Origin of the sequence: Tropicibacter sp. Alg240-R139 (genome assembly GCF_900537075.1) — a bacterium.
Lineage (GTDB): Bacteria > Pseudomonadota > Alphaproteobacteria > Rhodobacterales > Rhodobacteraceae > Falsiruegeria.
In genome coordinates, this window is record NZ_UNRA01000004.1 from 291826 (window position 1) to 318785 (window position 26960).

The 26960-nt window shown below is 58.0% G+C and carries 29 protein-coding genes; 11 read left to right on the top strand and 18 right to left on the bottom strand.

Features of this window, described 5'->3' with window-relative positions:
• The first annotated feature begins 58 nt into the window (after nt 1-58).
• Genes ccmA through G6R15_RS17115 form a run of 5 tightly spaced genes read left to right on the top strand, consistent with a single transcriptional unit; the run spans nt 59 to nt 2832 of the window.
• Nucleotides 59-673: a heme ABC exporter ATP-binding protein CcmA gene (gene ccmA, locus G6R15_RS17095; protein WP_164661191.1), complete on the top strand. Its 615-nt coding sequence runs from the start codon at nt 59-61 to the stop codon at nt 671-673.
• Nucleotides 670-1326, top strand: a complete 657-nt coding sequence (gene ccmB / locus G6R15_RS17100; protein WP_164661192.1) for a heme exporter protein CcmB — start codon at nt 670-672, stop codon at nt 1324-1326. The genes ccmA and ccmB overlap by 4 nt, the downstream gene beginning before the upstream one ends.
• A 45-nt stretch (nt 1327-1371) precedes the next feature.
• Complete coding sequence (locus G6R15_RS17105) at nt 1372-2145, top strand: heme ABC transporter permease (protein WP_164661193.1); 774 nt, start codon at nt 1372-1374, stop codon at nt 2143-2145.
• On the top strand, nt 2142-2300 hold the full coding sequence (gene ccmD, locus G6R15_RS17110) for a heme exporter protein CcmD (protein WP_205520549.1): 159 nt from the start codon (nt 2142-2144) through the stop codon (nt 2298-2300). Before G6R15_RS17105 ends, ccmD begins: the two co-directional genes overlap by 4 nt.
• On the top strand, nt 2293-2832 hold the full coding sequence (locus tag G6R15_RS17115) for a DsbE family thiol:disulfide interchange protein (protein WP_164661194.1): 540 nt from the start codon (nt 2293-2295) through the stop codon (nt 2830-2832). Before ccmD ends, G6R15_RS17115 begins: the two co-directional genes overlap by 8 nt.
• A gap of 76 nt (nt 2833-2908) precedes the next feature.
• Here G6R15_RS17115 and G6R15_RS17120 read toward each other — a convergent pair whose 3' ends face one another.
• Nucleotides 2909-4411, bottom strand: a complete 1503-nt coding sequence (locus G6R15_RS17120; protein ID WP_164661195.1) for a BCCT family transporter — start codon at nt 4409-4411, stop codon at nt 2909-2911.
• A 120-nt stretch (nt 4412-4531) separates the two neighbouring features.
• Nucleotides 4532-7219, bottom strand: coding sequence for an aconitate hydratase AcnA (acnA, locus tag G6R15_RS17125; protein WP_164661196.1), 2688 nt, complete (start codon nt 7217-7219; stop codon nt 4532-4534).
• A 235-nt stretch (nt 7220-7454) separates the two neighbouring features.
• On the opposite strand from acnA, the gene G6R15_RS17130 reads away from it, so the two are divergent.
• Nucleotides 7455-8156, top strand: coding sequence for a thioredoxin family protein (locus G6R15_RS17130; protein ID WP_164661197.1), 702 nt, complete (start codon nt 7455-7457; stop codon nt 8154-8156).
• On the opposite strand, the gene G6R15_RS17135 is transcribed toward G6R15_RS17130, so the two are convergent.
• The 7 genes from G6R15_RS17135 to purB form a co-directional block, all read right to left on the bottom strand.
• Complete coding sequence (locus G6R15_RS17135; protein ID WP_164661198.1) at nt 8153-9067, bottom strand: lysophospholipid acyltransferase family protein; 915 nt, start codon at nt 9065-9067, stop codon at nt 8153-8155. The genes G6R15_RS17130 and G6R15_RS17135 overlap by 4 nt on opposite strands.
• A gap of 9 nt (nt 9068-9076) precedes the next feature.
• Nucleotides 9077-9940: a DMT family transporter gene (locus G6R15_RS17140; RefSeq protein ID WP_164661199.1), complete on the bottom strand. Its 864-nt coding sequence runs from the start codon at nt 9938-9940 to the stop codon at nt 9077-9079.
• 367 nt (nt 9941-10307) lie between these two features.
• On the bottom strand, nt 10308-11420 hold the full coding sequence (locus tag G6R15_RS17145) for a flagellar motor switch protein FliG (RefSeq protein WP_240336794.1): 1113 nt from the start codon (nt 11418-11420) through the stop codon (nt 10308-10310).
• A 68-nt stretch (nt 11421-11488) separates the two neighbouring features.
• The gene (locus G6R15_RS17150; RefSeq protein WP_164661298.1) at nt 11489-12037 is read right to left on the bottom strand and encodes a hypothetical protein; all 549 of its coding nucleotides are present in this window, start codon (nt 12035-12037) and stop codon (nt 11489-11491) included.
• 101 nt (nt 12038-12138) lie between these two features.
• Nucleotides 12139-12297 (bottom strand): hypothetical protein, encoded by a 159-nt coding sequence (locus G6R15_RS17155; protein WP_164661200.1) that lies wholly within the window; start codon nt 12295-12297, stop codon nt 12139-12141.
• Between the two features lie 88 nt (nt 12298-12385).
• On the bottom strand, nt 12386-13048 hold the full coding sequence (locus G6R15_RS17160; protein WP_240336795.1) for a hypothetical protein: 663 nt from the start codon (nt 13046-13048) through the stop codon (nt 12386-12388).
• 165 nt (nt 13049-13213) lie between these two features.
• Entirely contained in the window at nt 13214-14518 is a 1305-nt protein-coding gene (purB, locus tag G6R15_RS17165; protein WP_164661201.1) for an adenylosuccinate lyase, read from the bottom strand.
• Between the two features lie 87 nt (nt 14519-14605).
• On the opposite strand from purB, the gene G6R15_RS17170 reads away from it, so the two are divergent.
• Together G6R15_RS17170 and G6R15_RS17175 are read left to right on the top strand one after the other, a co-directional pair.
• Complete coding sequence (locus G6R15_RS17170) at nt 14606-14938, top strand: hypothetical protein (protein WP_164661202.1); 333 nt, start codon at nt 14606-14608, stop codon at nt 14936-14938.
• 144 nt (nt 14939-15082) lie between these two features.
• Entirely contained in the window at nt 15083-15670 is a 588-nt protein-coding gene (locus tag G6R15_RS17175) for a hypothetical protein (protein ID WP_164661203.1), read from the top strand.
• An 8-nt stretch (nt 15671-15678) separates the two neighbouring features.
• Here the strand turns inward: G6R15_RS17175 and G6R15_RS17180 are convergent, their stop codons facing one another.
• Complete coding sequence (locus tag G6R15_RS17180; RefSeq protein ID WP_164661204.1) at nt 15679-16908, bottom strand: bifunctional alpha/beta hydrolase/OsmC family protein; 1230 nt, start codon at nt 16906-16908, stop codon at nt 15679-15681.
• A gap of 282 nt (nt 16909-17190) precedes the next feature.
• On the opposite strand from G6R15_RS17180, the gene G6R15_RS17185 reads away from it, so the two are divergent.
• Together G6R15_RS17185 and G6R15_RS17190 are read left to right on the top strand one after the other, a co-directional pair.
• Nucleotides 17191-18060, top strand: a complete 870-nt coding sequence (locus G6R15_RS17185) for a phosphotransferase (protein WP_164661205.1) — start codon at nt 17191-17193, stop codon at nt 18058-18060.
• Nucleotides 18051-19055 (top strand): Hint domain-containing protein, encoded by a 1005-nt coding sequence (locus G6R15_RS17190; protein WP_164661206.1) that lies wholly within the window; start codon nt 18051-18053, stop codon nt 19053-19055. The genes G6R15_RS17185 and G6R15_RS17190 overlap by 10 nt, the downstream gene beginning before the upstream one ends.
• A gap of 4 nt (nt 19056-19059) precedes the next feature.
• On the opposite strand, the gene dddP is transcribed toward G6R15_RS17190, so the two are convergent.
• Nucleotides 19060-20400: a dimethylsulfonioproprionate lyase DddP gene (gene dddP / locus G6R15_RS17195; RefSeq protein ID WP_164661207.1), complete on the bottom strand. Its 1341-nt coding sequence runs from the start codon at nt 20398-20400 to the stop codon at nt 19060-19062.
• A gap of 114 nt (nt 20401-20514) precedes the next feature.
• Here dddP and G6R15_RS17200 point away from each other — a divergent pair, with 114 nt between their 5' ends.
• Nucleotides 20515-21264, top strand: a complete 750-nt coding sequence (locus G6R15_RS17200) for a DUF3445 domain-containing protein (RefSeq protein ID WP_164661208.1) — start codon at nt 20515-20517, stop codon at nt 21262-21264.
• A 31-nt stretch (nt 21265-21295) separates the two neighbouring features.
• Here the strand turns inward: G6R15_RS17200 and G6R15_RS17205 are convergent, their stop codons facing one another.
• The 7 genes from G6R15_RS17205 to G6R15_RS17235 all read right to left on the bottom strand — a co-directional run bounded on the left by G6R15_RS17205 (nt 21296) and on the right by G6R15_RS17235 (nt 26914).
• Nucleotides 21296-22207: a hypothetical protein gene (locus tag G6R15_RS17205; RefSeq protein WP_164661209.1), complete on the bottom strand. Its 912-nt coding sequence runs from the start codon at nt 22205-22207 to the stop codon at nt 21296-21298.
• A gap of 210 nt (nt 22208-22417) precedes the next feature.
• Entirely contained in the window at nt 22418-23218 is an 801-nt protein-coding gene (locus G6R15_RS17210) for a lytic transglycosylase domain-containing protein (protein WP_164661210.1), read from the bottom strand.
• Nucleotides 23219-23277: 59 nt separating this feature from the next.
• Nucleotides 23278-24117 carry an amino acid ABC transporter substrate-binding protein gene (locus tag G6R15_RS17215; protein ID WP_164661211.1) on the bottom strand — a complete coding sequence of 280 codons (840 nt, stop codon included), beginning with the start codon at nt 24115-24117 and terminating at the stop codon, nt 23278-23280.
• A 24-nt stretch (nt 24118-24141) separates the two neighbouring features.
• Complete coding sequence (locus G6R15_RS17220; RefSeq protein WP_164661212.1) at nt 24142-24660, bottom strand: hypothetical protein; 519 nt, start codon at nt 24658-24660, stop codon at nt 24142-24144.
• 130 nt (nt 24661-24790) lie between these two features.
• Entirely contained in the window at nt 24791-24985 is a 195-nt protein-coding gene (locus tag G6R15_RS17225) for a hypothetical protein (RefSeq protein WP_164661213.1), read from the bottom strand.
• Nucleotides 24986-25126: 141 nt separating this feature from the next.
• Nucleotides 25127-26533 (bottom strand): type I glutamate--ammonia ligase, encoded by a 1407-nt coding sequence (glnA, locus tag G6R15_RS17230; protein ID WP_164661214.1) that lies wholly within the window; start codon nt 26531-26533, stop codon nt 25127-25129.
• Nucleotides 26534-26575: 42 nt separating this feature from the next.
• On the bottom strand, nt 26576-26914 hold the full coding sequence (locus G6R15_RS17235; RefSeq protein WP_108789117.1) for a P-II family nitrogen regulator: 339 nt from the start codon (nt 26912-26914) through the stop codon (nt 26576-26578).
• Nucleotides 26915-26960 lie beyond the last annotated feature (46 nt).

Consider the following 26960-nt stretch of genomic DNA (forward strand, 5'->3'; position numbering starts at 1 on the left):
CAACTTTGCGGCAACAACGCCCCTTTTGCGTGATGCATCAATCGGCTAAGCGGGTTTCATGACACTGACCGTCTCAAACCTGACCATCGCCCGGGGTGGCGTGCCCGTCCTCGAAGGGCTGAACCTGACGCTTGCACCGAGGCAGGCATTGGTGATCCGTGGCCCCAATGGGATCGGCAAGACGACACTCTTGCGAACCATCGCTGGTTTGCAGCCCGCCGTTGCTGGAGACATGCAGGGCGCAGATGAGACCATCGCTTACGCCGGGCATTCCGATGGGTTGAAACCCACGCTGACGGTTGCCGAGAACCTGTTGTTCTGGGCCGCGGTCTTTGGCCAGGGCTCCATCCAACCCGCATTGGATGCGTTTGAATTAAACGAGTTGTCTGACCGACATGCCGGAAATCTGTCTGCGGGACAGAAACGTCGCCTTGGCCTATCGCGCTTGCTGGTGACCGGTCGTCCGATTTGGGTACTGGATGAGCCCACCGTATCGCTGGACACCCGCGCCGTGGGGATGTTTGCCGACGCCGTGCATGCGCATCTGGGGCAGGGGGGATCGGCGCTGATTGCAACCCACATCGACCTTGGGCTGGACGCGCAAGTTCTCGATGTCGGAGCGTTTCGCGCCAAGCTGCCCGCGCTCGATGATTTTGATGGGGGCTTCCTGTGATCGCGCTTTTGATACGCGATCTGCGGCTTGCCCTCCGGGCCGGTGGCGGATTTGGGCTGGGTTTGGCGTTCTTTCTGATCCTGACCGTTTTGGTGCCTTTCTCGGTTGGGCCGCAATCAGCTTTGCTGGCCGTCATCGCACCGGGTGTCTTGTGGCTTGGGGCCTTGCTGGCCTGTCTATTGTCTCTCGATCGTCTTTTGGCTCTGGATTGGGAGGACGGGACGCTTGATCTGTTGGCAACCGCACCATTGCCGTTGGAATCGGTCGTGACGGTCAAGGCGCTGGCTCATTGGTTGACCACGGGCTTGCCGCTGGTGCTGGCAGCCCCTGTGTTGGGTGTTCTGCTAAACTTGCCGACACCGGGCTATGCGTGGCTGGTTGTGTCGCTGCTTGTTGGCACGCCTGCGCTGTCGGTGATTGGCACATTCGGCGCGGCGCTGACCGTTGGCCTAAAACGTGGTGGGCTGCTGCTGTCCTTGCTGGTGCTGCCGATGTACGTGCCAACGCTTATTTTCGGGGCCGAAGTTGCGCGTCGCGGGGCTGAGGGGATGGCGACCTCGACGCCGCTGTTGCTGCTTGCCGGGATCACGGCGGCGGTCATCGCGTTGTTGCCGTTCGCCAGCGCCGCTGTGCTGCGCGTCAATCTGCGCTAGCGATGTGAATTGAGGCCGTATGAAATCCGGGCTAGATACCAAGACATGACACAGACCACCAAGCTCAATTCCCTGTGGGAATACGCCAACCCGAAAAAGTTTCTGTCCACGACCGAGCGGTTTTTGCCCGGCCTGTGGATCATCACGGCCCTATGTCTGGTAGTCGGGCTGACCTGGGGGTTTTTCTTCACCGGTGACGACTACAAGCAGGGTTCGACTGTCAAGATTATTTACCTGCATGTGCCTGCCGCGCTGATGGCGATCAATGCGTGGCTGATGATGCTGGTAACCTCGTTGATCTGGGTGATCCGTCGCCACCATGTGAGTGCCTTGGCCGCTCGCGCTGCCGCGCCAGTGGGTGCCGTTTTTACCCTCATCGCGCTGGTGACCGGGGCGATCTGGGGCCAGCCGATGTGGGGCACATGGTGGGAGTGGGACCCACGCTTGACGTCGTTCCTGATCCTGTTCTTGTTCTACTTGGGCTACATCGCCTTGTGGGAGTCGATCGAGGACCCCGACACTGCCGCCGATCTGACCTCGGTCCTGTGTCTGGTGGGGTCCGTGTTCGCAATCCTCAGCCGCTATGCCGTCAACTTCTGGAACCAGGGACTGCATCAGGGGGCATCGGTGTTCCGCGCGGGAGCGGTGACCGGGGCAGACACCGCCGAAAAGGTGAGCAATGTCTATTTCTACCCGCTGCTGATCTGCATGATCGGTTTTGTTCTGCTGTTTGTGGCACTGGTGTTTTACCGCACCGGAACCGAGATTCGGGCGCGCCGGATCAAGGCCCTGCAAGCCCGCGAAAGGATGAGCGCATGATGCCCGATTTGGGGAAATACGCGGATACCGTGCTGTCGGCCTATGCGGCCTCTCTGGTGTTGCTGGTTGTCTTGGTGGTGATGTCTGTTCTTCGCGGGCGCAAGGTACGCGCCGAGATGGAAGAGATCGAAAAGAGAGTGCGTCGAGATGGCTAAGTTTTCACCTCTGATGATCGCCCCGCCGCTGATCTTTAGCGGCTTCGTGCTGCTCGCCGCTGTCGGCATGTTCCGCGAAGATCCTGACAGCCTGCCATCAGCACGCGAAGGGCAACCAGCGCCGCCTGTGGTGATGACTGAATTCCCGGGTAAAACCGGATTTGACGACGCCACCTTGCGTGATGGCAAGGTCAAGTTGGTCAACTATTGGGCCAGCTGGTGCGCGCCGTGCCGTGCGGAACACCCCAGCCTTGAGGCGCTGTCCGAGCAGGGCATTCCGGTTTACGGCGTGAACTACAAGGACTCACAAGGCAACGCTTCGGACTTCCTTGATGAACTTGGTGATCCCTACGCTGGCATTGGCCGTGACGAGCAGGGCCGCATGGCGCTGGATTGGGGCGTCTATGGCGTGCCCGAGACCTATGTGATCGCGGGCGATGGCACCATCATTTTGCGCTTTGCCGGGCCAATCACGCAGCGGGTGATCGAAAGCCGGATTCGCCCGGCGCTGGAACAGGCAGCCGGAAACTGATCACTTGCGCACTAAGATCCAGACCATCGCGCCGATAAAGGCAAAGGTGGTCAGGTTCATCATGGTATCCGTCAGATCACCGGTCAGCATTTTGATGCACCCTTTCTTCGCGAAGCCCGCGGAACAGGCAGACCAGCAGCATCACCGAGATAAAGACAAAGGGCAGCGCGCCCATCGAGATCAGTATTTTCACCGAGTCGACCGAGCCCGACAGGATCATCGCGACGCTTAGCAGGCCCAGAAGCAGACCCCAAATCAGGCGGATGCGCGGCGCGGGGTTCGCATCGCCACCGCTTGAAAACGTCCCCAACACAAAGGCCGCGCTGACCACGCTGGTGACGATAAACAAAAAGGCCGCCAGAACCGTCGCCAGTGTTGTCACCCGGGTCAGGGGCAGGCGATCCAGCAGGCCAAAGGTGACCCGCTCGACGTTGGTCTCAGTCATCGAAAGCAGTTCTCCGGCTCCGTTCAGGGCCTCGAACAGGCCGATGCCGCCAAAGGCGCTGAACCAGAAAATCGAGAACAGCGTCGGAGCAAAGAGCACGCCCAAAACGAACTCTCGGATCGTGCGTCCGCGGGAAATCCGGGCCACGAAAACACCAACAAACGGTCCCCAAGCGATCCACCAGACCATATACGTGAGCGTCCAGTCGCTGAACCATTGGTTCACTGCGTCGCCATAGAAGGTAAACGTCTGAAATCCGCGCGGAATAACATGCGCGACATAATCTCCAAAGCTCTGCACCACGGTGTTTAATAGATACTCGGTCGGGCCGAGGATGATTGTGTAAAGCACCAGTGCGATTGCGATCAGCATTGCCGTGTTCGAAAGCTTGGCCATGCCCTGACCCAGATCGATGAGCAGGGCAGGGACATAAGCCGCAACCATCGCCACAAGAACGCCGCCAATCAAGTAGGACGACACCGGCCAGTTGGTCAAAGCTGAAATGCCATCGGCGACCTGAAACACGCCCATTGCCATGGAACCACCGACTCCGATGGCAATCGCGATGATAGCGGAAAAATCCGAAAACCAGCCCACCGCTTTTGCCCAACGTTCGCCTGGGAACAACGAGATGAGCGGTGCGCTGACCATCATTCCGGTGCCCCGCCTGAAGCTGAAGAACGCGATAGTCAGGGCTGTTGAACCATAGATGGCCCAAGCGTGCAGCCCCCAATGGAAATTTGTGGCCAGCATGGCCTGCCTAGCCGCTTCGGGCGATCCTTCGAATTCGTCAATAAAGCGATAGTGGGTCAGGGGTTCCGCCACGGCCCAGAACAGCAAACCCACGCCCATGCCCGCCGAGAACAACATGGCAATCCACGATGGGGTCGAAAACTCGGGGCGATCTTCGTCTTTACCGAGGCGGATGTTCCCGTATTTTGAAAAGGCAAGGAATAGACAACTTACCAGCATCCCACTTGCCGAGAGCATCACGAACCATCCACGGCTGTGAAATGTCTTGCGCACGATTCCGTCTGCCCAATCGACCAGACCGCCGATGTCGACGATGCCCCAGACACCGACCGTCGCGATGACGATCAATGAACACAAAAGCAATGCGTTGGGTTTGCCCATTATCAGGCTCCGATCAGGGGGTGACCCTGCAAAGACTGCCCAAACCCAGGACAAAGGTCCAGAAGATAACAAAAGAACCCGGCGCTGTGGCCGGGTTTTTTCGTGATAGGTTCTAGCGTCCTACAACTTGGCAAGATTGCGTAGCACGTAGTGCAGCACGCCGCCGTGTTCGATGTATTCAATCTCGGGCGCGGTATCGATCCGGCACTTCAGGGTGATGTCTTTTACCGAGCCGTCCGCCATGGTGATCGAGCAGGGCACCTCTTGCAGCGGCTGGACGCTGTCCAGACCGGTGATCGTAACGGTTTCTTCGCCGGTCAGACCTAGCGACTTGCGGGAGTCCCCACCGGTGAATTCAAGCGGGATGACGCCCATGCCAACCAGGTTCGAGCGATGGATGCGCTCAAAGCTTTCGGCAATCACGGCCTTGACGCCCAACAACGCGGTGCCCTTGGCTGCCCAGTCTCGCGACGACCCAGCACCATATTGCTCGCCACCAAAGACCACCAGAGGCGTGCCATTGACCTGATGCGCCATCGAGGCGTCATAGACGCTGGTCTGCGCGCCATCCGGCCCTTTGGTATAGCCGCCTTCGACACCATCAAGCATCTCGTTCTTGATACGGATGTTGGCAAAGGTGCCGCGCATCATGATCTCATGATTACCCCGGCGCGAGCCGTAAGAGTTGAATTCGCGCGGCTGGACTTGACGCTCGATCAGATACTGACCAGCGGGCGATGAGGCGGCAAAGGACCCGGCGGGCGAGATATGGTCGGTGGTGATCATGTCGCCCAGAACCAGCAGCACTTTGGCGCCTTTGATGTTTTTGATGGTGCCCGGCTCATCGCTCATGCCCTGGAAATAGGGCGGGTTCTGGATGTAGGTCGAATTGGCGGGCCAATCATAAGTCTCCTGCTGCGGAACCTCGACCCCGCGCCATTTTTCGTCGCCTTTGAAGACATCGGCGTACTTCGACTGAAATGCCTCGCGGGTTACAGTCTGCTGCACCAGTTCGGCGATCTCTTCGGTCGAGGGCCAGATGTCTTTCAGATAGACGTCATTGCCGTTCTTGTCCTGCGCGATCACATCCGACGACAGGTCAATGTCCAACGTCCCGGCCAATGCATAGGCCACCACGAGCGGCGGTGAGGCGAGGTAGTTGGCGCGCACATCCGGGCTGATCCGCCCCTCAAAGTTGCGGTTGCCCGACAGGACCGATGTTGCCACCAGATCGCCCTCGGCAATGGCGTCGCTGATCTCTTTCTGGATGGGGCCAGAGTTGCCGATGCAGGTGGTGCAGCCATAGCCCACAAGGTTGAACCCGATGGCGTCCAGATCATCCTGCAGGCCTGCTGCCTCTAGATAGGCGCTCACGACCTGTGACCCCGGCGCCAGCGAGGTCTTGACCCAGGGCTTGCGGTTCAGGCCCAATTCAGCGGCCTTGCGCGCCACCAGACCGGCGCCAATCATGACATAGGGGTTCGAGGTGTTGGTGCACGACGTGATCGAGGCGATGACGACTTTGCCGCTTTCCATGGTGTAATCCTCGCCCGCGACGGCGACTTCTTTGCCCATGGGGCGTTTGAAGGTCTCATCCATCTCGCGGAGGAATTCCGTCTTGCCATCGCTCAACGCGACATAGTCCTGCGGGCGTTTGGGGCCGGAAATCGCCGGAACAATCGTGCCCATGTCCAAATGCAGGGTGTCGGTGTAGATCGGGGCGTAATCGGCATCGCGCCAGAACCCGTTGGCCTTTGCATAGGCCTCGACCAGTGCAATACGGTCCTCGTCGCGGCCCGTATTGGTCAGGTAGCGGATGGTTTCGCCGTCGATCGGGAAAAAGCCGCAGGTGGCGCCGTATTCTGGTGCCATGTTGGCGATGGTGGCCCGGTCGGCCAAAGGCAGACGGTCCAGACCGTCGCCATAGAATTCAACGAATTTACCGACAACACCCTTTTCGCGCAGCATTTCAACAACTTTCAGCACCAGATCGGTGCCGGTTGTGCCTTCCGTCATCGCACCGGTCAGTTCGAACCCGATCACCTCGGGGATCAGCATGGAAATCGGCTGGCCCAGCATCGCGGCCTCGGCCTCGATCCCGCCAACGCCCCAGCCCAGAACCGCAACCCCGTTGACCATGGTGGTGTGGCTGTCGGTGCCCACCAGCGTATCGGGATAGGCGACCTCGACCCCGTTCTGGTCCGTGTCGGTCCAGATGGTCTGGGCCAGATACTCCAGGTTGACCTGGTGACAGATGCCAGTGCCGGGGGGCACAACGCGAAAGTTGTTAAACGCGTTCTGACCCCATTTCAAAAAGGTATAGCGCTCCATATTACGCTCGTACTCGCGGTCCACGTTCATCTGGAACGCACGCGGATTGCCGAATTCGTCAATCATGACCGAGTGGTCGATGACCAGATCGACCGGCACCAGAGGGTTGATCTTGGACGCCGAGCCCTTGAGGCCCACGATCCCGTCACGCATCGCCGCCAGATCCACAACGGCCGGAACCCCGGTGAAATCCTGCATCAACACGCGGGCAGGGCGGTATGAAATCTCGCGCGGGTTCTTGCCGCCGTTCGCGCCCCATTCGGCAAACGCCTTGATGTCGTCGACCGAAACGGAAAAGTCGCCATCTTCGAACCGCAGCATGTTTTCCAACACGACTTTCAGCGCGGCGGGCAGCTTGGAAAAATCACCAAGCCCGGCCTCGGTCGCGGCGGGGATCGAGAAATACGAGATGGTCTTGCCATTCACGCTTAGCTCGCGGCGTGTCTTGGCGGTGTCTTGTCCAACGGTGATGGGCATAAGGTGGCTTCCCTCTAATGAGATGTGAAAATGAGGTTTTGCTATGGGTTTTCTGCATGACCGGGCGTCGTGTTTCAAGGGGAATGGCGCTGCTTAGATAAAAATGTATGCAATGGTATGCAATTTGCAATGCGCGGACATTGATTTATTCACTTGCCTCTCAAGAAACCTTGATTGGCCTTTGATTACGCTGCGTCCTAGACCTGTAATCACCCCAAGCAGGATAGTGCCAGCCATGAAACGCGCCCTTTTTTCCATCGCCCTGACCGTGTTGTCGGCCACCGCAGCTTTTGCCGAAAACAGCAATCCGGTTGTTGTCGAGCTTTATACGTCTCAGGGGTGTTCATCCTGTCCCCCGGCCGATGCCCTGATGCAGAAATTGGCTCAACGGGACGACGTGCTGGGGCTAGCGCTGCACGTGGATTACTGGGACTACATTGGATGGAAGGACGAATACGCCAAACCTTCCCACACCACGCGCCAGCAGGGGTACGCACAATCTGGAGGGCGCACGATGATTTACACCCCGCAAATGGTGATCAACGGTAACGAGAGCGTGGTTGGTGCGCGTGGTATGGAGTTGATGGAACTTATTGCTCGGCATCGCGACCGCGCCCCGATGGCCACGGTTGAAACAACCAAATCAGGTAATGAGGTCGAAGTCAGCGTTTCGGCATCCGATAAGCTGCCCAAAGGAACCTATGCCGTGCAACTGGTCCGGTATGCCCCGATGCGTCACGCAAGCATCAAGCGAGGTGAGCTTGCTGGTCACGATCTGGATTACGCCAATGTGGTCGACAGTTTGAACTTGCTGGGACGCTGGGACGGGAACGCAGACGCAACTTTTACCGTGCACTTGGCTGATGGCCTGAAAACCGCCGTGTTGGTGCAGGTGCCTGGCTATGGCCCAATCGTGGCAGCCGCCAAGCTGGATTAACCGTCAGCCGACCCCAAGCCGTTCCACATTTTCCAGCGGCGGTGAATCCAAAACCACTGATCCATGTGTTTGCGAACGATAGCTTCGAGGTCGTCGTTCATTTGCTGGGTCATGGTCGTGGGATCGCTATGTTCTATCGGGTCATGAAGCACGATCTCGAAATCCAGACCGTTGGGTTCACGCACGGCGTAGCAGGGGATGGTCACAGCATTGTACTTGATCGCCAATTCCGCGTTCAGCACGGATGTCACCGCAGGCTGACCAAAGAATTGCAGCTCTTCGCCGCCATGGGCATGCAGGTCCGAAACAATCGCGATGATGCCGCCCTTTTTCAGCGAGCGAACCATCTCCATCATGCCGCGGCGGCCCTGTTCGAACATCGGTTTGCCGGTCTTGTGAAAGGCTTCGACGTAGATCTTGTTGAAATAGGGGTTCGCCATGCGGCGATACAGGCACCCGATAGGCTTGCCGACACGATGTTGCAGGGCAGGGCGCGCGGCCAGATAATGCCCAAAATGGGCGGTGATGAACATGACTGGGCGCCCCTCGGCGCAAGCCTTTTCAAAAGCTTCGAACCCGGGACCAGAAACTTTGGCGTTCTTCTGACGTTCGGTGAATTCCTCGGGCGAAAAATGTTCCATCACGGCACGGCCAGCTGTGTTGGGCACGGCCTTGGTCAGGCGTTTGACCTCGGCTTCTGGTAGGTCCGGACAAGCCAGATTCAGATTCTTGCGGATGCGGTTGCGGAACCCCACAAGGGGCGAGATTGCGCTGACGATCCACCCCATGGTCGCGATCCGCGTGTCATAAGGCAGCTTGCGCATGCCGCCAATGAAGGCGCGCAGGAAGAAAAAAGACGCACGATATTTCGCCCGCTCAAACCGGGAGAGTTCTGATTTTTCAACGGGCATGGCTGCGCCTCAGGTGTTTCTTGTTTCGCGATGCCACACATATAGTCCCGCCCCAGCGATCACAAGCGCACCGCAGATCGTCCAGATGTCGGGACGCTCGCCAAAAAACACCGCGCCCCAGACAGCGGCAAAACCCAACCCGCAATAGGCATAAGGCGCCAGCATTGAGGCCTGACCAAGCGAAAAGGCCCGGATCAGCAGCAATTGCGCCATCGTGCCAAAGCCTGAAACCAGGGCAATCAACCCCCATCCGGTCGCATCTGGCATGGTCCAGTAAGGTGGGGCAACGAGGCTCAGGATGATGGTGCCGACAAGGCCGGTGTAAAACAGCGAGGTCCAGACATCCTCGTCCGGGCCGACTTTGCGGGTGAGCAGCGCATAGCCCGAGTAACAGCAGGCGGCGGCCAGCGGGTAAAGCGAGGCCAGCGAAAAGACGCTGCTGCCAGGGCGGATGATCACGATCGCGCCGCAAAGTGCAATTATGATACCGAAGATTCGGCGGGGTCCGAGCGGTTCACGCAGGAACAGCGCAGCCCCCAGCGTAATCAGGACCGGATTTACGGACATCAGCGCCGAGGCGTCGGTGAGCGGGATCAGCGTGAGCGCGAGAAAAAAGAAACCGGTGGCCCCCATCAGCAAGAGCGAGCGCAGGAACTGCAAGCCGGGATAGCGGGTGCGCACCACGCGATGCAGACGGGGCAATACCAGGATGAAAACAAACAGCATCTGACCCGCATAACGCGCCCAAAGGCTGGGGATTACCCCGATGCGTGGGGCCAGCGCCTTGACCGAGGCATCCATCAGCGAGAAAAACAGGACTGCGCCAACCATCAGAAGTATGGCCTTGCTATGGGTGTCTGACCCGTTGGTCATGGGCGGGAACAGTTCAATGAAATCATACGCGGCCTGCAGCTGATCATCGCTCGATTATTGTGAGCATGCTAACGTCATAGGCGCGGCCCGCACGGCTGTCCATGCGGGAAATGCTTGGCCTAACAAACACCGCAGCGTTCTTTGCTTCCTGGCAGTGACGCTAGGCACATGGTGTATAATATCACTTGCCTAGGTAGGGCTCTTTCTCAGTGATCTGGGGCTTCGATTGCCACCAGACCATCAATGCCTTTGCACCAAGTCATTTGATGACAGAAGGGTGCGGACCCAGAACGCGCGTTCTGGACTAGGTTCGAACAGAATGGTCGGCTGCCTTAAGTAACCACGATTAAGTCAGTGCGCTATGGGATTATTCTTCGTCCTCTTCTTCAACCACCAGGGTAATGGTGCCTTCTTCTTCCAAACCGCGGACCGCGTTGACGACCGCGTTCATGGCCCGTTCGCCATCGGCGCGTTTGACGGTGCCACGTTCCTGAACCTCTTCCCTCAGGTTGTCGGCCATGCGGCTGGACATGTTGCCAAGTAGGAATTCACTAACAGGGGCGTTCTTTTCGTCGGTTGCCGCCGCCAATGCAGTCACCAGCTCCTCCTGGTCCACGGCGCGCACCACAGCAGGAACATCGCGTTCGCTCACCCGATCGGGGATGTGGGCAAAGGTAAAGATCATCTTGCGAACAGAAGTGGCAAATACCTCGTCCTCGGCATCCAGAGAGGTCAGCATGTCGTCGCGGGTGTTTGCGGCAGACTGGTTAAGGATGGCACCAACACGTTTGTCGGGGTCATCAGAAAAGGCCGAGATCGGGCGTTGGTCCATTTGCGCAACCAAGGAAAACCCTATTCTATCAACAGCTTCTGGCGTAACATTGCCAGTTTTTGACACCGCATAGGTGATCTGACGTGCCATGGGTCCTGGCAGTTGGCCCAGCATCTCGGCGGCCTTGGGGGTGTCGAGCTTTGACAGTAGAACAGCGGCCACCTCGGTGCTTTCAGCCTGCGCCAGTTCCGCCAGTTCAGCGGCTGACATAGCCTTGAGCCGAACCCACGGGTCGCCCGATTGCTTGACGCCTGCCTGCTTGCGTAATTTGGCGGCAGTGCGTGCGCCGATCTTGCCGTCCAGCACACTGAGTGCTCCTGCCAGGTCATGAGGCATCGACAGCCCGATCCCTTCGAGTGCTTCGGCAAACTCATGCGCCACGGCCCCGAGCGTCACGCGGTCCACCAGGCCGATTTCCCCCATTTGTTCGGTCAACTTGGTTTGCAACTCTTCAGGCAACTCCTCCAACGGGATGTCCGCGCCGTCATTGAGCAAAAGCCGGACCACGATGGCGGCTTTGGCCCGCCCGCTAAGGTGTCGAGCGACACGAACCTCTACCGTCGGGGCGTCGGTATTCACCGTGATAACACTATCGCCCACCGGGGTTCCCAGTGGGGCCAATTGCATCAATGCTCTGTCTTCTTGCATCTGCCCGCCTGTAGGTCCGTCATCATCATGGGCACGCTAGCCCACAGGCAGTAAAGAAAGACTGAAAATCAGTAGCTGTATGTGGTTCCTGTGCGAATGGCTTCGCGCAGCGAGGCTTCGGCCCAGGACCCTTCGCCGCCGCGTGCTTTGATCTCGCGCCATTGCGCGATCGCCAAATCAAGTTTCCCTTGTTCGACAAAGCCTTGGCCTATGTAGCTGCGTGCCAGGATGTTGTCGGGGTTGGTGGTGATAGCCTTTTCGTAAAAGGCGTTTGCCAACTCGACCTGACCCAGCTTGCGGTGGGTAAAGCCCCAGTAAGTCAACACGCGGTCGTCGCTTTGATCCTGCATCGCGGTCAACACACCCTGTGCGTCCGCATAGCGCCCGGCATAGGCCAGTTCGCGCACCGCGCCGTAAAGCGTATCGGTGTCCAACGACGAGTTCTTGGGTTTCACGCAACGCTTCTTTTTCTCATCCCAGACGCGCACACCCTTGCAGGTCTTGGTGGTCTCAGACGGTTCAGGCGGGTTGGTCCAAGTGGTGCCGCCGTCTCCATTGCCACCTGCGGCAAAAGCAAATCCGGGCATGGCAACGGCCAATGAAAGCAACATACGCATTAAACTCACTCCAAATGATCACTTGGAATGAGTTTAGTGCAAAAAGATGAGGACGCCCCTCAAAACGGCGCGCCTGCAATAAAAAACTTGTGAGATTTGCGTCAACTGTTGACGATCTTGACGCAGCTTTGACTGTTTGCATCCCAAGTCGAGCCTGCCGCGCAGGACTGCACCTGATGTTCGCGCCCTGAGCAGCCCATGGCCGCAGCCATGGACGGCAACAAGAGTGCCGCGGTCAGGACAAGAGTTCCGACTTTCATAATCCGTCCTCCTCTGATGTGGGGTCAGGATAGCCTGAGCCCCGCATTTTCCAAAGTAAAAGATTTCGTGCGTTGTCCGCCCACGTCATCAATAGCTGTAAGTGACGCCGGTTCGAATGGCCTCGCGCAGTGATGACTCGGCCCAGGTGCCTTGTCCGCCACGCACGTTAATCTCGCGCCATTGGGCGATGGCCAAATCCAGCTTGCCCTCAGCTACAAAGCCCTGACCCATGTAGCTGCGTGCCAGAATGTTGTCGGGGTTGATGGCGATGGCCGAGCGGTAATAGGCGTCTGCCAGTTCGCGGTGGCCCAATTTGCGATGGGTAAAGCCCCAATAGGTCAGAACACGGTCGTCGGTCTGGTCGTGCATCACCTGCAGGATGCTTTGAGCATCGCGGTAGCGGCCCGCATAGGCCAGTTCGCGCACAGCATGATAGAGAGTTTGCGTGTCAAAGCTTGCAAATGTCGGGGCCTGACAGGTTTCACTGGCCGTGTCCCAGATGGTCACGTGCTGGCAGATGGTGGTGTTTTCAGTCTTTTCAGGCGGGTTGACCCAGAGTGTTCCAGTCTTGCCCTCAGTGCCGCCACCGTCTGCGTCACCATTGGCACCGCCCGCGCTGCCTCCTCCGCCGCTGCCTCCTGCACCACCGCCGTCGCTGCCCCCACCACTGCCGCCACCGTCACCGCCACCGGCAGCCATGACGCCCAAAGGCAGCATGATTGAAAAAGCCAAAGTTAAAAGTATTCGCATGAGAACTCTCCATGGTTATGGAACAGTTCCCCTGATGATAACGAAAATTGGTGCTAAATGACAGGAAACCGCAGGTTGGGCGCCGTCAAACTTTGGTGAACGACATGTCCTGAACGGGTGGAGCAGAAAAAGAAAAGGCCCCGAATTTCGAGGCCTTTGATCGCATTAGTCTTTGAAGACACGCTTGAAAATCGTGTCGACGTGTTTGGTGTGATAGCCCATGTCGAACTTCTCGTTGATGCCGTCTTCGCCAAGTGCGGCAACAACATCAGCATCCGCCAGCAGCTGTTCGCGGAAGTCGACGCGGTGTTCCCAGACTTTCAGCGCGTTGCGCTGCACCATGGAATAGGCGTCTTCGCGGCTGACGCCGGCCTGGGTCAGGGCCAGCAGAACGCGCTGCGACATGACAAGGCCGGGGAACTTGTTCATGTTGTGCAGCATGTTGTCGGGGAAGATCAGCATCTTTTCAACCACACCGGCCAGACGGTGCAGGGCAAAGTCCAGCGTGATGGTGGCGTCGGGACCAATCGCTCGCTCGACCGAACTATGCGAGATGTCGCGCTCGTGCCAGAGCGCCACGTTTTCCATTGCCGGAACAACAGCCATGCGTACCAGACGGGCCAGTCCGGTCAGGTTTTCAGTCAGAACGGGGTTCTTCTTATGCGGCATCGCCGACGAGCCCTTTTGGCCCATCGAGAAAAACTCGGCACCTTCCAGAACTTCGGTGCGCTGCATGTGGCGGATTTCAACAGCGACGTTTTCGATTGAGCTGGCGATGACGCCCAGAGTGGCAAAGAACATCGCGTGACGGTCGCGTGGGATCACCTGTGTGCTGATTGGTTCGGGGCGCAGGCCCAGTTTTTCGCAGACGTGATCCTCGACCGCCGGGTCGATATTAGCAAATGTGCCGACAGCGCCCGAGATGGCACCGGTGGCAATTTCCCAGCGGGCTTTTTCCAGGCGGTTTTTGTTGCGGTCCATCTCGGCGTAGAAACGCGCGAATGTCAGGCCCATGGTTGTGGGCTCGGCGTGGATGCCGTGGCTGCGGCCAACGCGGACAGTGTCCTTGTGTTCAAACGCACGGGTTTTCAGCGCGGCCAGAACCCGGTCCATGCCTTCCAGCAGGATGTCGGCGGCGCGCACCAATTGCACGTTCAGGCAGGTGTCCAGCACGTCCGAGGAGGTCATGCCCTGATGGACAAAACGGGCCTCTTCGGAACCGACATGCTCGGCCAGGTGGGTCAGGAACGCGATGACGTCATGTTTGGTGACGGCTTCGATCTCGTCGATGCGGTCCACATCAAATTCGACATCTTTGGCTTTCCACACCGCTTCGGCGTTTTCTTTCGGGATCACGCCCAGATCGGCCATCGCATCACAGGCGTGCGCCTCGATCTCGTACCAGATGCGGAACTTGGTCTGCGGCGACCAGATGGCGACCATGTCGGGGCGGGAATAGCGGGGAATCATTGGCGGCGGCACCTTATTGTGATTGGCACGGGGGATCGCGCGGGTCTTAAACTCGCAACGACAAATGAACAAGGCAGGAGCGGGTACATGAGACGGTTTGCCCTGATTTTGGCAGTTTTGGCGGGGGCAACGGCGGTAAACGCCAACGAAAAGCCCGAAGACGCGCGCGTGCTCGACGCGTTGATGGGCAAAAAGCTGGATTACGGCGAAGGCGCCTGGCAGGAGTTTCGCCCCTCGATGAAGACGCTTTACCACTCTGGTCGACCCAGCTGGGGATACTGGGCCGTGCGCGACGGCCAATATTGCTCCCAATGGCCGCCCTCCAGCCTGTGGGCCTGCTATGACATCGAACTCACCGAAGACGGTGTTCGTTTTGTGGGCGAGCGCGGGGACATCACGACAGGCAGCTACACGGATTGAGGCAACGCCGGAATTCCAGTTTACAAACGCAAATTTGCACCCGACATTTGTTGTGATTGAACAGGGGACGAAGCGCATCGCCCGAAGGGACGCCGATTGTGCGGCCGAAGTTGAGGTAAATGCTGATCCGTATACGAGGTTGATATGAAATCAAACCTGCTGCGCCGGTTTGTGGCTGGACTTCTTATTGCGATTCCAATCGTGGTTCTGGGGATCGCCCTTTATACTGTGTTCGAGGTTATTCAATTCATAGGTGATCCGCTGTTTGGCCTGATTGGCACCGGAACACCCTTTGATTCCGCAATCGAACATGTGCTTGCAGGATTTGCCGCTGGTGTGACCCTGTATCTGTTGGGGTACGCGGCTGAATTGCAGGTGATCAAAGATCGGGTCAATCGCTTGGATCGGTTGCTGGTTCTGCTGGTGCCCGGTTACACGATGATCAAGGGGTTCATCGGTGGGGTGGTTCACGAAGACGCCATGACAGAAGGGTTTCGTCCGGTGTTGGTCGACACCGTGGACAGCACCCGCATCGGGTTCGAGATCGAGCGTTCCGACAGCGGCAAGGTTGTGGTTTTTCTACCAAACGCCCCTGCTGCCAGCACCGGGATCATCGCGGCCTATGATGCCGAGCGCGTGACCCGGCTGAATGTTCCTCCGCACCGGGTCATGGAAATGCTCAGCTTTTACGGCGCGGGCCTCACCGACCTTGATAAGCTGCAGATCAATTAATCGCCTGCTCAGGCGGGTTCCTTGATCCGGTCCAAAATGGTCTCGACCTGGCTGGAGGCTTCAAGCGTGCGGTGCACTGGGCATTTGTCGGCGATCTCAAGCAGCCTTTTCTGCTGATCCGCCGTCAGTGCGCCTTGCAAGTGAATGCGACGCGTAAATCGGTCGATCTTGCCGCTGGCGGCAGAGTCGGCGTCTTGGGCGTGGACCTTGTTGTGGCTGACATCCACGCTGACATTGTCCAACGACCAGCCCTTGCGGCGGGCATACATGCGGATGGTCATCGACGTGCACGCGCCCAGGCCAGCCGCGACAAATCCATAAGGCGACATGCCCTGGTCCGTGCCGCCATAGGACAACGGCTCGTCAGCCACCGCATGGTGATCAGGGCCCGATTGCACATCTTGGCGGAACCCGCCCGGATCTGCCTCGGACACGCGCACGATCCCTTCGGGCGCACCGGGGGGCGGGGCAGGCGGGGTCAGATCCACATATCGTGCTGCCCAGGCCGCGATGACGTCGGCGGCGTATTCCGCATCCACCGCGCGGGTGATCAGGTGATCAGCGTCATCAAGTGTGACAAAGCTTTTGGGGTGTTTGGCGGCAAGAAAAATCTCGGCCGCGTTGTCGATGCTGACGGTGTCATCCAGCGGCGCATGCAGCACCAGAAGGGCGGTGTTCAGCTCGGCGATGGCTGGTTTCAGGGCTGCGCCCGAGATGTCGTGAACAAAGTCACGCCCAATGCGGAAGGGACGACCGGCCAGACAGACTTCGGCTGATCCTTCGGCCTCGATCTCGGGCAAGGCGGCGTCGAAATGGTGCGAGACATGGCCAGGATCGGCAGGGGCGCCCAATGTAACCACCCCTTTGACTGACGGGATGCCCGCGCGAGCCCGTAGGACCGCAGCCCCGCCAAGCGAGTGCCCAATGAGCAGCGCAGGCGCCATCCGGCGCGTCGCAAGATACTGAGCCGCCGCGATCAGGTCCTGCACATTCGAGGTAAAAGTGGTGTTGCCAAACTCACCCTCGGAGTGCCCCAAACCGGTAAAGTCGAACCTCAGCACGGCGATCCCCATGGCAGACAAGCGTGCAGCGATACGGCGGGCCGCCGGAATATCCTTGGAACATGTAAAGCAATGGGCAAAAAGCGCAGTCGCTAGTACTGGCCCATCCGGCAGATCAAGTCGGGCGGCGAGTTGGTTGCCATCGTGACCGGGAAAGGTGATGCGTTCTGTGGGCATGTCGGGCTCTTTGTCTGTGCGCAAGGGATGGCGCCAAGATGGGCCGGGACACCCCCTTGCGACAAGGCCTGTGACAGCCCAGTCACGGCATGGTGAGAGAAACGGAGCCACAGTTTCCCCACAATTGACCTCATTGTATCCGCAATTCTCTCAAAGTTTCCTCAAACTGTTCTGACCATATCAAGTCTCAATTGAATACCAGAATACACGTGAAGAACGACATGTAACCGACAGTGCGGCTTGGGGGCTGCGCGCTTGTCCCGGCAAACGGGGGTATCAGCAATGCTGGACCTGACGAGTGAACATGTAGTTGTGACGCCACCCTGGCGTGATCGGGTTTGTTTAGGTCTAAAGGGGAAGATTAACGAGGTTGCGCAGGCCATTGTCGGCGACACCGACGCCCGCAATATGACGTTCACGCTGATCAAGGAATCGGCGCAATCCGTATGTGCCGAAGTTGAGATCGGTGGGCAGAGCGCGTTCCTCAAGCTGTTTGACGGCGAGACAGAAGCGGACCAACTGGCGTATATGCGCGAAAAAACCTGCCTGCTGACCTTTCGTGGCAGCGGTTTGGTGCCACGTATCTTGGCGTTCAGCAATCCCGGCCGCTTTGTCATCACCGAATGGATCAGCAAAGGGCAGGTGCACGACCGTCTGGACCGGCTCAGCGCCGAGGGAACAGGTGACAAGCTGGGTCGTTGGCTGGCGCGATATGACGCCGTCAGCCCGGCGGAATCCGCCTGTGGCAATTGGTATTCCTATCTGAACCGCTTTGGGTCAGAGATTGATTTGCAGGCCGTTGAGACCGCGCAGGATCTGCTGTTGGAAATCCCGCTGTGCGGCCGTTCCCTGGCGCGCAATGATGCGGCGCTTGGCAATTTCATGCTCACCCACAAGGGCGACATCATCGCTTGTGACTTCGAGGCAGCGACCATGCGCCCAAGGGGGTGGGATTATCTGCAGCTCTATCGCGCGCTGGTTATGCGTTTTGCTGACCGGGCCTCGGATGCGGTCGAGGCGTTTGCTGCGGGCTATGCCGCCGAACACAAGGGTGCCTTGATTGCGGATGAGCTGAACGTTGTCGCGCGCACTCTGTTCTGCGCCGAGGCCGTGGCAGGTCGCAAGGATCGTGAGGCACTGGCATGGCTGTAGAGGTGCTGACGATCTCGCTGACCGAAAACGAGGACAAGGTCAAAGGCACGGATTACATCACCGGTGATCGGGACGACAATCAAATCGTTACTGTGTTGGACGGCGGCGATCTGGATGACGACGATCCTTACGTTTTTGAATTCTGGGGCAAAGATACTCCGACTGAACCAGGGGCCGGGCCGGGCGGGGATGACCAGTTCTCGTTTGACCTCTCCGGTTTTGACGATGACTTCGATATCGAGGTCAAAAGCTTCGACGAAGACGATTGCTTCATTTTCACCAACTTCGACAGTTACAGCGTCGTCGGCAACGTTTGGACGTTTGAATACACCGGTTCAGACGGGCAACCGCATACTGTGTCAATCGACGCGGAATCCACCAATGGCACCGGCGTGGCCTGCATCGTGGTTTGCTTTGCCAAGGGCACCAAGATCCGCGTGCCAGCCGGGCAGGTTTCCGTCGAGGATTTGCAGGTTGGTGACATGGTTCACTGCGGCGACGGCATCCCGCGTCCGATCCGCTGGATCGGGGGGCGTGCGATAGATCAGCAAACGCTCGACTTGCACCCCGAACTGCGTCCAGTGCGGTTCAAGGCGGGCGCATTAGAGCCGGGATATCCCGCACGCGATCTTTACCTGTCACCCCAACACCGCGTGTTGCTGCGCGACTGGCGAGCCGAGCTGTTGTTTGGCGAGGGTGAGGTGTTGGCCTCGGCATCAGCGCTGGTCAACGACGACACTATTCGACCTGACATGGACTGCACGCAGGTTGAATATTTCCACTTGCTGCTGGACGGCCATCAGACCATTTTTGCCAACGGGGTGGAATGTGAGACGCTCATGCCGGCCGAGATGGCGGTGAACGCCTTGCCTGCGGATGCCCGAACCGAGATTTGCGCCATATTTCCGGAACTTTCCGTCGATTTGAACGCTTTCGGTCCGCTCTATCGTATGGCCCTAAAACCGACCGAGATCAGGGCCATGATGGCGCTTTGAGGCACTATTTTCTCATCAGGGCAGCGTCAAAGGGGTATGTCGTCAGGTTCTCATAGCCGTCTTCGGTAATGAGAACCTGATCCTCGAGCTTGATCGAGAAGGCGCCGCCGACGGCCCCCACGCAGGCCTCGACGCACAAAACCATGCCGGGTTCCAGCGGATAGTCATAGGCGCCTTCGACGGCGGCGTCGGGGTAGGCCACAAGCGGCCACTCATCACATAAGCCCACGCCATGCATCAGGCAGCCGTATTTCTGCGCCTGGAACTGATCGTCCAGACGATGCGCGTTGGCTGACAACTCGGGGATCATCACGCCGGGTTTAAGCATCTCCATATTAGTCATGATGTGCTCATGTGCATGCTGCATGGCATAGACCATTTCGGCGGGTGGTTTTTCATCACCGATCCACCAGCTACGCGAGATGTCGATGCAGATTCCGTAAGACCCGATCAAGTCGGTGTCGAACGAAAGGATTTCGTTTGCTTGTGTGATCCGGGGGCCGCATTCTTGGAACCAGGGGTTGGTGCGCTGACCGGACGCCAGCAGGCGGGTTTCGATCCATTCGCCGCCCCGACGGATGTTTTCGGCGTGCAGCACCGCCCAGATGTCATCTTCGCTGGTCTTGCCGTCGCCCACATTGGCGCGGGCGAACTCCTCCATCGCGCGCACGGAAGTTTCGCAGGCGTGGTTGGCGCAGCGCATCGCCAGGATTTCGTCCGGGCCTTTGACGGCGCGCGCCTTTTCAGTAAGCTCTTCGCCCTCCATGATCTCGAACCCCTGCGCCTCCAAAGCGCGCAAACCGTGCAGCATGATCTTGTCCACGGCCAGGCGCATGTTGCCACCACCGTGTTCAGAGATCAGTTCACGCACCTCGTTGGACAGCTTGTCGGCGGCCACATCAACCTTGTCGCCCCGATCGAAATAGAACAAATCCGCGCCCGAGCGCTGCTCGCGCACGAGTGGGTTGAAGGTGCTCAGGAATGGCGACTGCTTGTAGTCCCAAATCACCATGTAGCCATCCGCGCATAGCAGTAGGGCGCGGAACGGGTTGTGGGTGTTCCAAAGCTGCATGTTGGTGCTGTCGGTAGCATAGCGGATATTGAGCGGGTCAAACAGCAGCGCACCGCCATAGCCGCGATCGACAACATGCTGGGTCAGCCGTTGCCAGCGATGTTTGCGCATGGCTTCGAGATTGGGCAGAACCAATCCGGCGGCCTCCCACTCGGCAAAGGCCAGTTGGGTTGGGCCAATCTCGACGCGGTCGTTATCATTGGGGGTTCCATCACCCAAAGTCGCGCCCTTGTTGGGGGCAATCTTGCGGCGATCTCGGTAATGCTGGTTCACTGACTGGCTCCCTATCTTTTGGCCGTCACTGTGCCATCGGGAAGGATGCGTTGTCCTATCGGAAAGCGACCGACACATGTGTCGTTTTTTGCTGAAAGGTGCTAGGGCAAGGGAATGAAAGAGATCCTTCAGACTTCGATCCCCTATGATTTTCGATCACCCAAGGCTTTGCCGGGTATCGCCCCTATTGGGAACGAGGGTTGGCTGCATCAGGACGAGGCTTTTGCCGAGCAAGTGGCTTATCGCGAAGAGTTGCTGACCCATAAACGCGACCGGGTTCTGGCGTTGGATGATCAAGCGCTCCCTGCAGCTGTGGAATTGTTGGATGACGTGTTGGCGCAGGTTTATCCGGGACAGGGGGGACAGGTCCGGCGTCGGGATGGCGTGATGGTTTCAATCGACCGAAGTGACCCGTTGGGAACCCTGGGGCGCATCGTTCAGGAAGATTTCTGTATTTTGCAAAAACAGGGTGACGAGCACATTCTGACGGGGGCCGTTTTGTGTTTTCCCGCCAGCTGGACCTTGTCCGAGAAGTTCATGCGCCCGTTGATCGCAATACATGACACGGTGAACGAGTATGACGATGGCATTGCCAAGCGAGTGCAGCGCTTGTTTGACGGGGTAAAGTCGGACCGTCCAATATGGCGGTTCAATGCGCTATGGTATGTCGATCCCGACCTGTACCAACCGCGCAGTGTTCACGACAGACGCCGAAAACCGGAACCGACCAAGGCCAGTTACTTTCGCTCGGAACGACAATGCATCCGTAGATTACCGCAAAGTGACGCGGTTGTTTTTTCAATTCATACCTACATTTTGGCACAAAAAGATGCGCCAAACGGTGAAAGCTCCGCAACCCGTTAGGGTGCGGAGCTTTGCAGTAATCAATCTATTTTCACATAGGAAGCATCGACATGACGCTTGCCATGGCGCCTGAACTTTGCAGGAACACCAGAGCGCCGGTCAGCGATAGCACCTGAGTGTTCAGGCGAAAGTCCTCGCCGCGAGCCAAGTTGACTGCTGCCAGTGACAATGCAACCGGGGCTGAGACAAAGGCGAGCGTACCGGTCATTGCCCAACTGGTCAGACGGCGGATGTCGTTTTGTGCTCGATCTTCGGGCGACAATCCGTCTAACTCGTCGGGGTGGGGGTCGCTGCGGAATGCAAGCGAGAGCGCCTCTTCATCGGTCAATTCGATCAATCCGAACTCGCCTCCGTGAGGCTTTTGTCCTGCGATTGTGTCGTAACGCATGGCCAAATCGGGGGCCGTATCATCAATCGGCGCAAAGCGATCGCCGTTATCATAGATGATCTCTTGCCGTCCCCGCACGCGGCGCGGCGAGACATTTGCAAAGGCGCCCAGAAACTGATCGATGGTTAGCGAAACGTTGGGGTCCAGCCACTCGATGTGCTCTGACGCGTAAAGGTCGACCATGCGATACAGCATAACCACCAACATCAATTCCGTTACGTCACGGTCGTCGGTCTGCTCGGACACGGGGCTGAGCGAAATCACCAGCCGGTTGCGTTCGCGGACACGGATTTCCCTTTTGCCACGCTTTAAACCCGCCGCGTCATCCAAACGCACGGTATGGTCGGCGCACATAGGATTTGGATCGAGCGTCAGCTTAATGTGGAACTGGCTGGTGACGATCCGAGCCTCGTGCGGGCCCGACAATGTTTGTCGTTCAACTGAATGGCCGTAGTCCTCGAGCGTCGCCGTAACAATGCGACTGAACCGATCCAAAGAGCCGTCTTGGTTACCCAGGAATACTAGTCCACCGTGATACTTGCCTGTCTGTGTCACAGTGAGAATCCTCCGTTGTGTGTGTTCTCGAGATCAAAACTACTCACCGATCAGGGAGAAAGTTTGACCCAAACAGACAGATCACGGGGCAATCTTGGGTTTTGTCAAAGATTGATGACAGATCGGAAACCAGTGTTTTTAAGGAAAATTCGTCTAAATCTGTCGGAATTGCGGCGGTCCCGCGGCGAGGGCAGGGCCGCGATGCGACCTCTAGTTGTCTATCCTAGCTCCCATGATCGCAATTGCCTTTTGATAAACCGTTGCTGCATTCCATTGCTTTATCACGGCAAAATTTGGCTCTCCGGGTTGATATCCCTTGCCTGGCTTCCATCCCTTCTGGCGAAGGAAGTTCGCCGTAGAGGCGAGTGCATCCGTCAGGTTGTAGAAATCGACCCTACCATCACCGGTTGCATCGACCCCATAGGTTAACGCATTTCCCGGCAAGAATTGGGTGTGCCCCAGCTCTCCGTGTTTTGCCCCTTTGGTGGCGGTCGTGATTGCACCCTGGTCCACCAGTCTGAGCGCGCCGATCGCGTGTGGGATGAAGAAATCAGAGCGGCGGCAGTCATAGGCCAAGGTGGTGATGGCCGAAACAACCTGACTGTCGCCCATGAAATTGCCAAAACCGGTTTCCATGCCGTGGATGGCAATCAGAACGCCAGCAGGTACCCCGTATTGCCGTTCCAGCGTGGCATAGAATTGGGCATTGCGCGCCTTGCGCTTGCGCCCTTGGGCCACAATCGTGTCGGCGCCCCGGATCTGCATGAATTTATCCAGCGTATAGCGAAAGCTCTTTTGATTACGATCTGCTGCAATGGTGCGTGTCGCATAGCGGGACTGGGCCAGTGCGTTGAGACCCTGTTTGCGCACACCGGCCTTGCGGGCCTGTTTGGCAAAATCTTTTTTCCAGGTTTCAAACCCGGCGCCGGTGTTGCCGCATGTTGCTGCCAGGATGGGTTGGCCAAATAAACCAAGGGCGACGAAGGCGGGGATCAAAATGGATCGTGGCATGGCGTAACTCTCAATTCTTCAAAATGGGTGCGCCGGAGGCGGACCTCCGGCGGCTGGGTTTAAGGCAGCGTGGGTGCCACCATGTGTAGGGCATCCAGGGCAAAGCCGGGCTCGACGCCGGGTAGGGCGGTCTGGAAAATGTCGGCCATGGCGCCAGTGCCGTAAAGATCGGACAGGACACTGTCGACCAGCAGGCGGAAATCCGCATCCCCGCGCGCCATCGCCAGCCCGTGCTTTTCGATGGTCATGATCTCTCCTGAGATCTTGAAGTCATTGGCCATGCCAGCGGCGACATAATTCACCAGCAGGATGGATTGGTCGGCAAAATAGGCAGAAATTTCGCCATTCTTCAGGGCCGTGATTCCGGCCGGGTGGGTGTCAAAGCGCACCATCTCTGCTTCGATCCCGGCGGCTGTGAACGAGTTCTTAACGGCCTCTTCAGTGGTGGTGCTGCTGCGCATGCCGATCTTTTTGCCAGCCAATTGCCGCAGATCACCGCTTGCGTCGCGTGGCAACAAGACATCGGTGCCGTCGATGTAGGTCGGGATCGAGAAGTCCACCAGTTCGCGGCGGCTGAGTGTTATGGTGGCGGCACCACACAGCAGATCGATCTCTCCGCTGGCGACTTTTTCAAATCGGGTCTTGGAATCGACAGGGATGAAAGTCGCGTTCATCTCTTTCAGGTCCAGCTTGTCGGCAATGGCCTGTGCGATCTGATCGCAGATGATAGGGGAATAGCCGGCAGGCTTGTCGTTGCCGTCTATGTAAGACAGAGGGGCCGCGTCGGTGCGGAACCCGATGTTGAATTGTTTGGTTTCTTTGATGCGGTCCAGGGTCTGGGCCGCGGCTACCCCGGCAACCAATGTGGCGGTTGCCAAGGCGAGGGAAAACAGGTGCATGAAAAACTTCCTTTGCGTTCAAACTTATCCAAACGTAGCGGGATAGACCGGGAAACCAAAGGGGAATGTGATCATGGCCGGTGTCAATTCACGGCTGGCGCATGCCAGACCAAATTGCGCCTTTAGTCCTTCGACAAGCGTCTCATCATCTCGTGTCTTGCGGGCAGCCATGAGTGAATCGGCTTCTGCCCCTGCTATAGTGCGCAGTGTGGGCGTGCCATTTGCTTCGGCGGCCCAGATTACCTCGGACACCAGATTGGGGTCAGATCCTGCATCACCGGAACCGAGCCGGGTAAAGGTCCGCATCAATGCCTGAATGATGGGGGCGTGGCCGGGAACGTTTTCGCTTTGAACAAAGCCGAAGGACTGGGCAGCGAAATCGGAGGGGTTCATGCCCGGTTCGACAATCTTCATTTGGATGCAAAGAGGCTCGTGTTCATAATGCGAGGTCTCGCTGAGGCACTCGACAGCAAATTTCGTGCGATGATAGAGAGTGCCCAAGGGCAAGGCCATGTTGCCACCGACAGAGTCGATATTGACCATCGGGCCGGGCCAGGGCGGGGCAGGCGGCGCGGATGTAGGACGGACCGGCTGTGGTGATGTCAAGCAGGTCGATTAAATTGGTGTCGAACTGTCGGTAGATACGTTCCCTTTCAAGAGAGTTGAGGGGGCCTTAGGTGCCGGAGCGCAAGATCGCAGTCTTGCGGGCGGATTGGGTTGTGGCGGCGTCGGCGACGTCCTGCCGAGTGACAAGGACGTTGTCGAGTCCATCCAAGCCGATGCCCGCTGCGGATCGTGCCAAACGGCATCGAAGAAACTGCGCGGCCAACTGGTATTGCGCCCTGGATACGGCGGCGATCAGGCTCATGTGGGCTCTGCCCACATGAGCCTGGCCCAACGGGAGGAGATGTTTCGTCAGAAACTTCGACGACGGGCGGGAGTGCCTCCAGCAATAAAGAAAAAGGGCGCCCTGAAAGGCGCCCTTGAGTGTGTGATAAGTCGCCGAGGATCAGCAGCTATAGTACATACCGTACTCAACCGGGTGCGGCGTGTGTTCGTAAGTTTCGATCTCTTCCATTTTCAGCGCGATGTAGCCATCGATCTGATCCTTGGTGAATACGTCGCCCTGCAGCAAGAAGTCGTGATCAGCCGCCAGGGCCTCCATCGCTTCGCGCAAGCTGCCGCAGACAGTCGGGATGCCAGCCAGCTCTTCGGCGGGCAGATCATACAGGTTCTTGTCCATGGCTTCGCCGGGATCGATCTTGTTCTTGATGCCGTCCAGGCCGGCCATCAGCAGGGCTGCAAACGCCAGATAGGGGTTCGCGGCCGGATCGGGGAAGCGAGCCTCAACGCGCTTGGCTTTGGGGCTTTCGGTCCATGGGATACGAACACAACCCGAGCGGTTGCGGGCCGAGTAGGCGCGCAGAACGGGGGCCTCAAAGCCCGGGATCAGACGCTTGTAGCTGTTGGTCGCCGGGTTGGTGAAGGCGTTCAGGGTCTTGGCGTGCTTCAGGATGCCGCCGATGAAGTACAGAGCTTCGCTCGACAGATCCGCGTATTTGTCACCTGCAAAGAGCGGCTTGCCGTCTTTCCAGATCGACATGTTCACATGCATGCCGGTGCCGTTATCACCATAGATCGGTTTCGGCATGAAGGTCGCCGATTTGCCATAGGCATGCGCCACGTTGTGGATGATGTACTTGTATTTCTGCAGCTCGTCGGCCTGTTTGGTCAGGCTGTCAAAGATCAGACCCAGTTCGTGCTGGCACGACGCAACCTCGTGGTGGTGCTTGTCCACTTTCATGCCCAGACGCTTCATGGTCGACAGCATTTCCGAACGCAGGTCCTGGGCTTCGTCGATCGGGTTCACAGGGAAATAGCCGCCCTTGACGCCCGGACGATGGCCCATATTGCCCATTTCGTATTCGGTGTCGGTGTTCCAGGACGCGTCTGTTGCATCCACCTCGAACGACACTTTGTTGATGGTGTTCGAGAAGCGAACATCGTCAAACAAAAAGAATTCGGCTTCGGGGCCCATATAAGCAACGTCGCCGATACCGGACGCTTTCAGATAGGCTTCGGCCTTCTGCGCGGTGCCGCGCGGGTCACGCTCATAAGCTTCGCCGGTGTCGGGCTCGACGATCGAGCAATGCAGACACAGGGTCTTTTCGGCGTAGAACGGATCGACATAAGCCGACTCGGTGTCCGCGATCAGTTTCATGTCCGAGTTTTCGATCGACTTCCAGCCCGCGATGGACGAACCGTCGAACATGAAGCCTTCTTCGAGGAAGTCTTCGTCGACCAGGTCAACGTCCACGGTCACGTGCTGCAGCTTGCCGCGCACGTCAGTGAAGCGGATGTCGACATAGGCTACGTCTTCATCCCGGATTGTCTGGAGAACTGCGTCTACGCTCATTCCCTTGGTCCTTCTGATAGATGTGTCAGGTTGTATGGTGAATTACAGCGCGTCCGAGCCGGTCTCGCCGGTACGGATGCGGATTGTCTGTTCGACTGGGCTGACGAAAATCTTGCCGTCGCCGATTTTGTCGGTCTTGGCAGCACCCACGATAGCGTCAATGGCGGCATCGACCTGATCGTCGTCCAGCACCACCTCGACCTTTACCTTGGGCAGAAAGTCGACGACGTACTCGGCGCCACGATACAGTTCGGTGTGACCCTTCTGGCGGCCAAAACCTTTGACCTCGATCACGCTAAGGCCTTGAACGCCCACGTCTTGCAGCGCTTCCTTCACCTCGTCCAGTTTGAACGGCTTGATGATGGCTTCGATCTTCTTCATGGCGGTACCTCGCATGCTTGTCATCGGCTCTCAGATCACGTCTAAG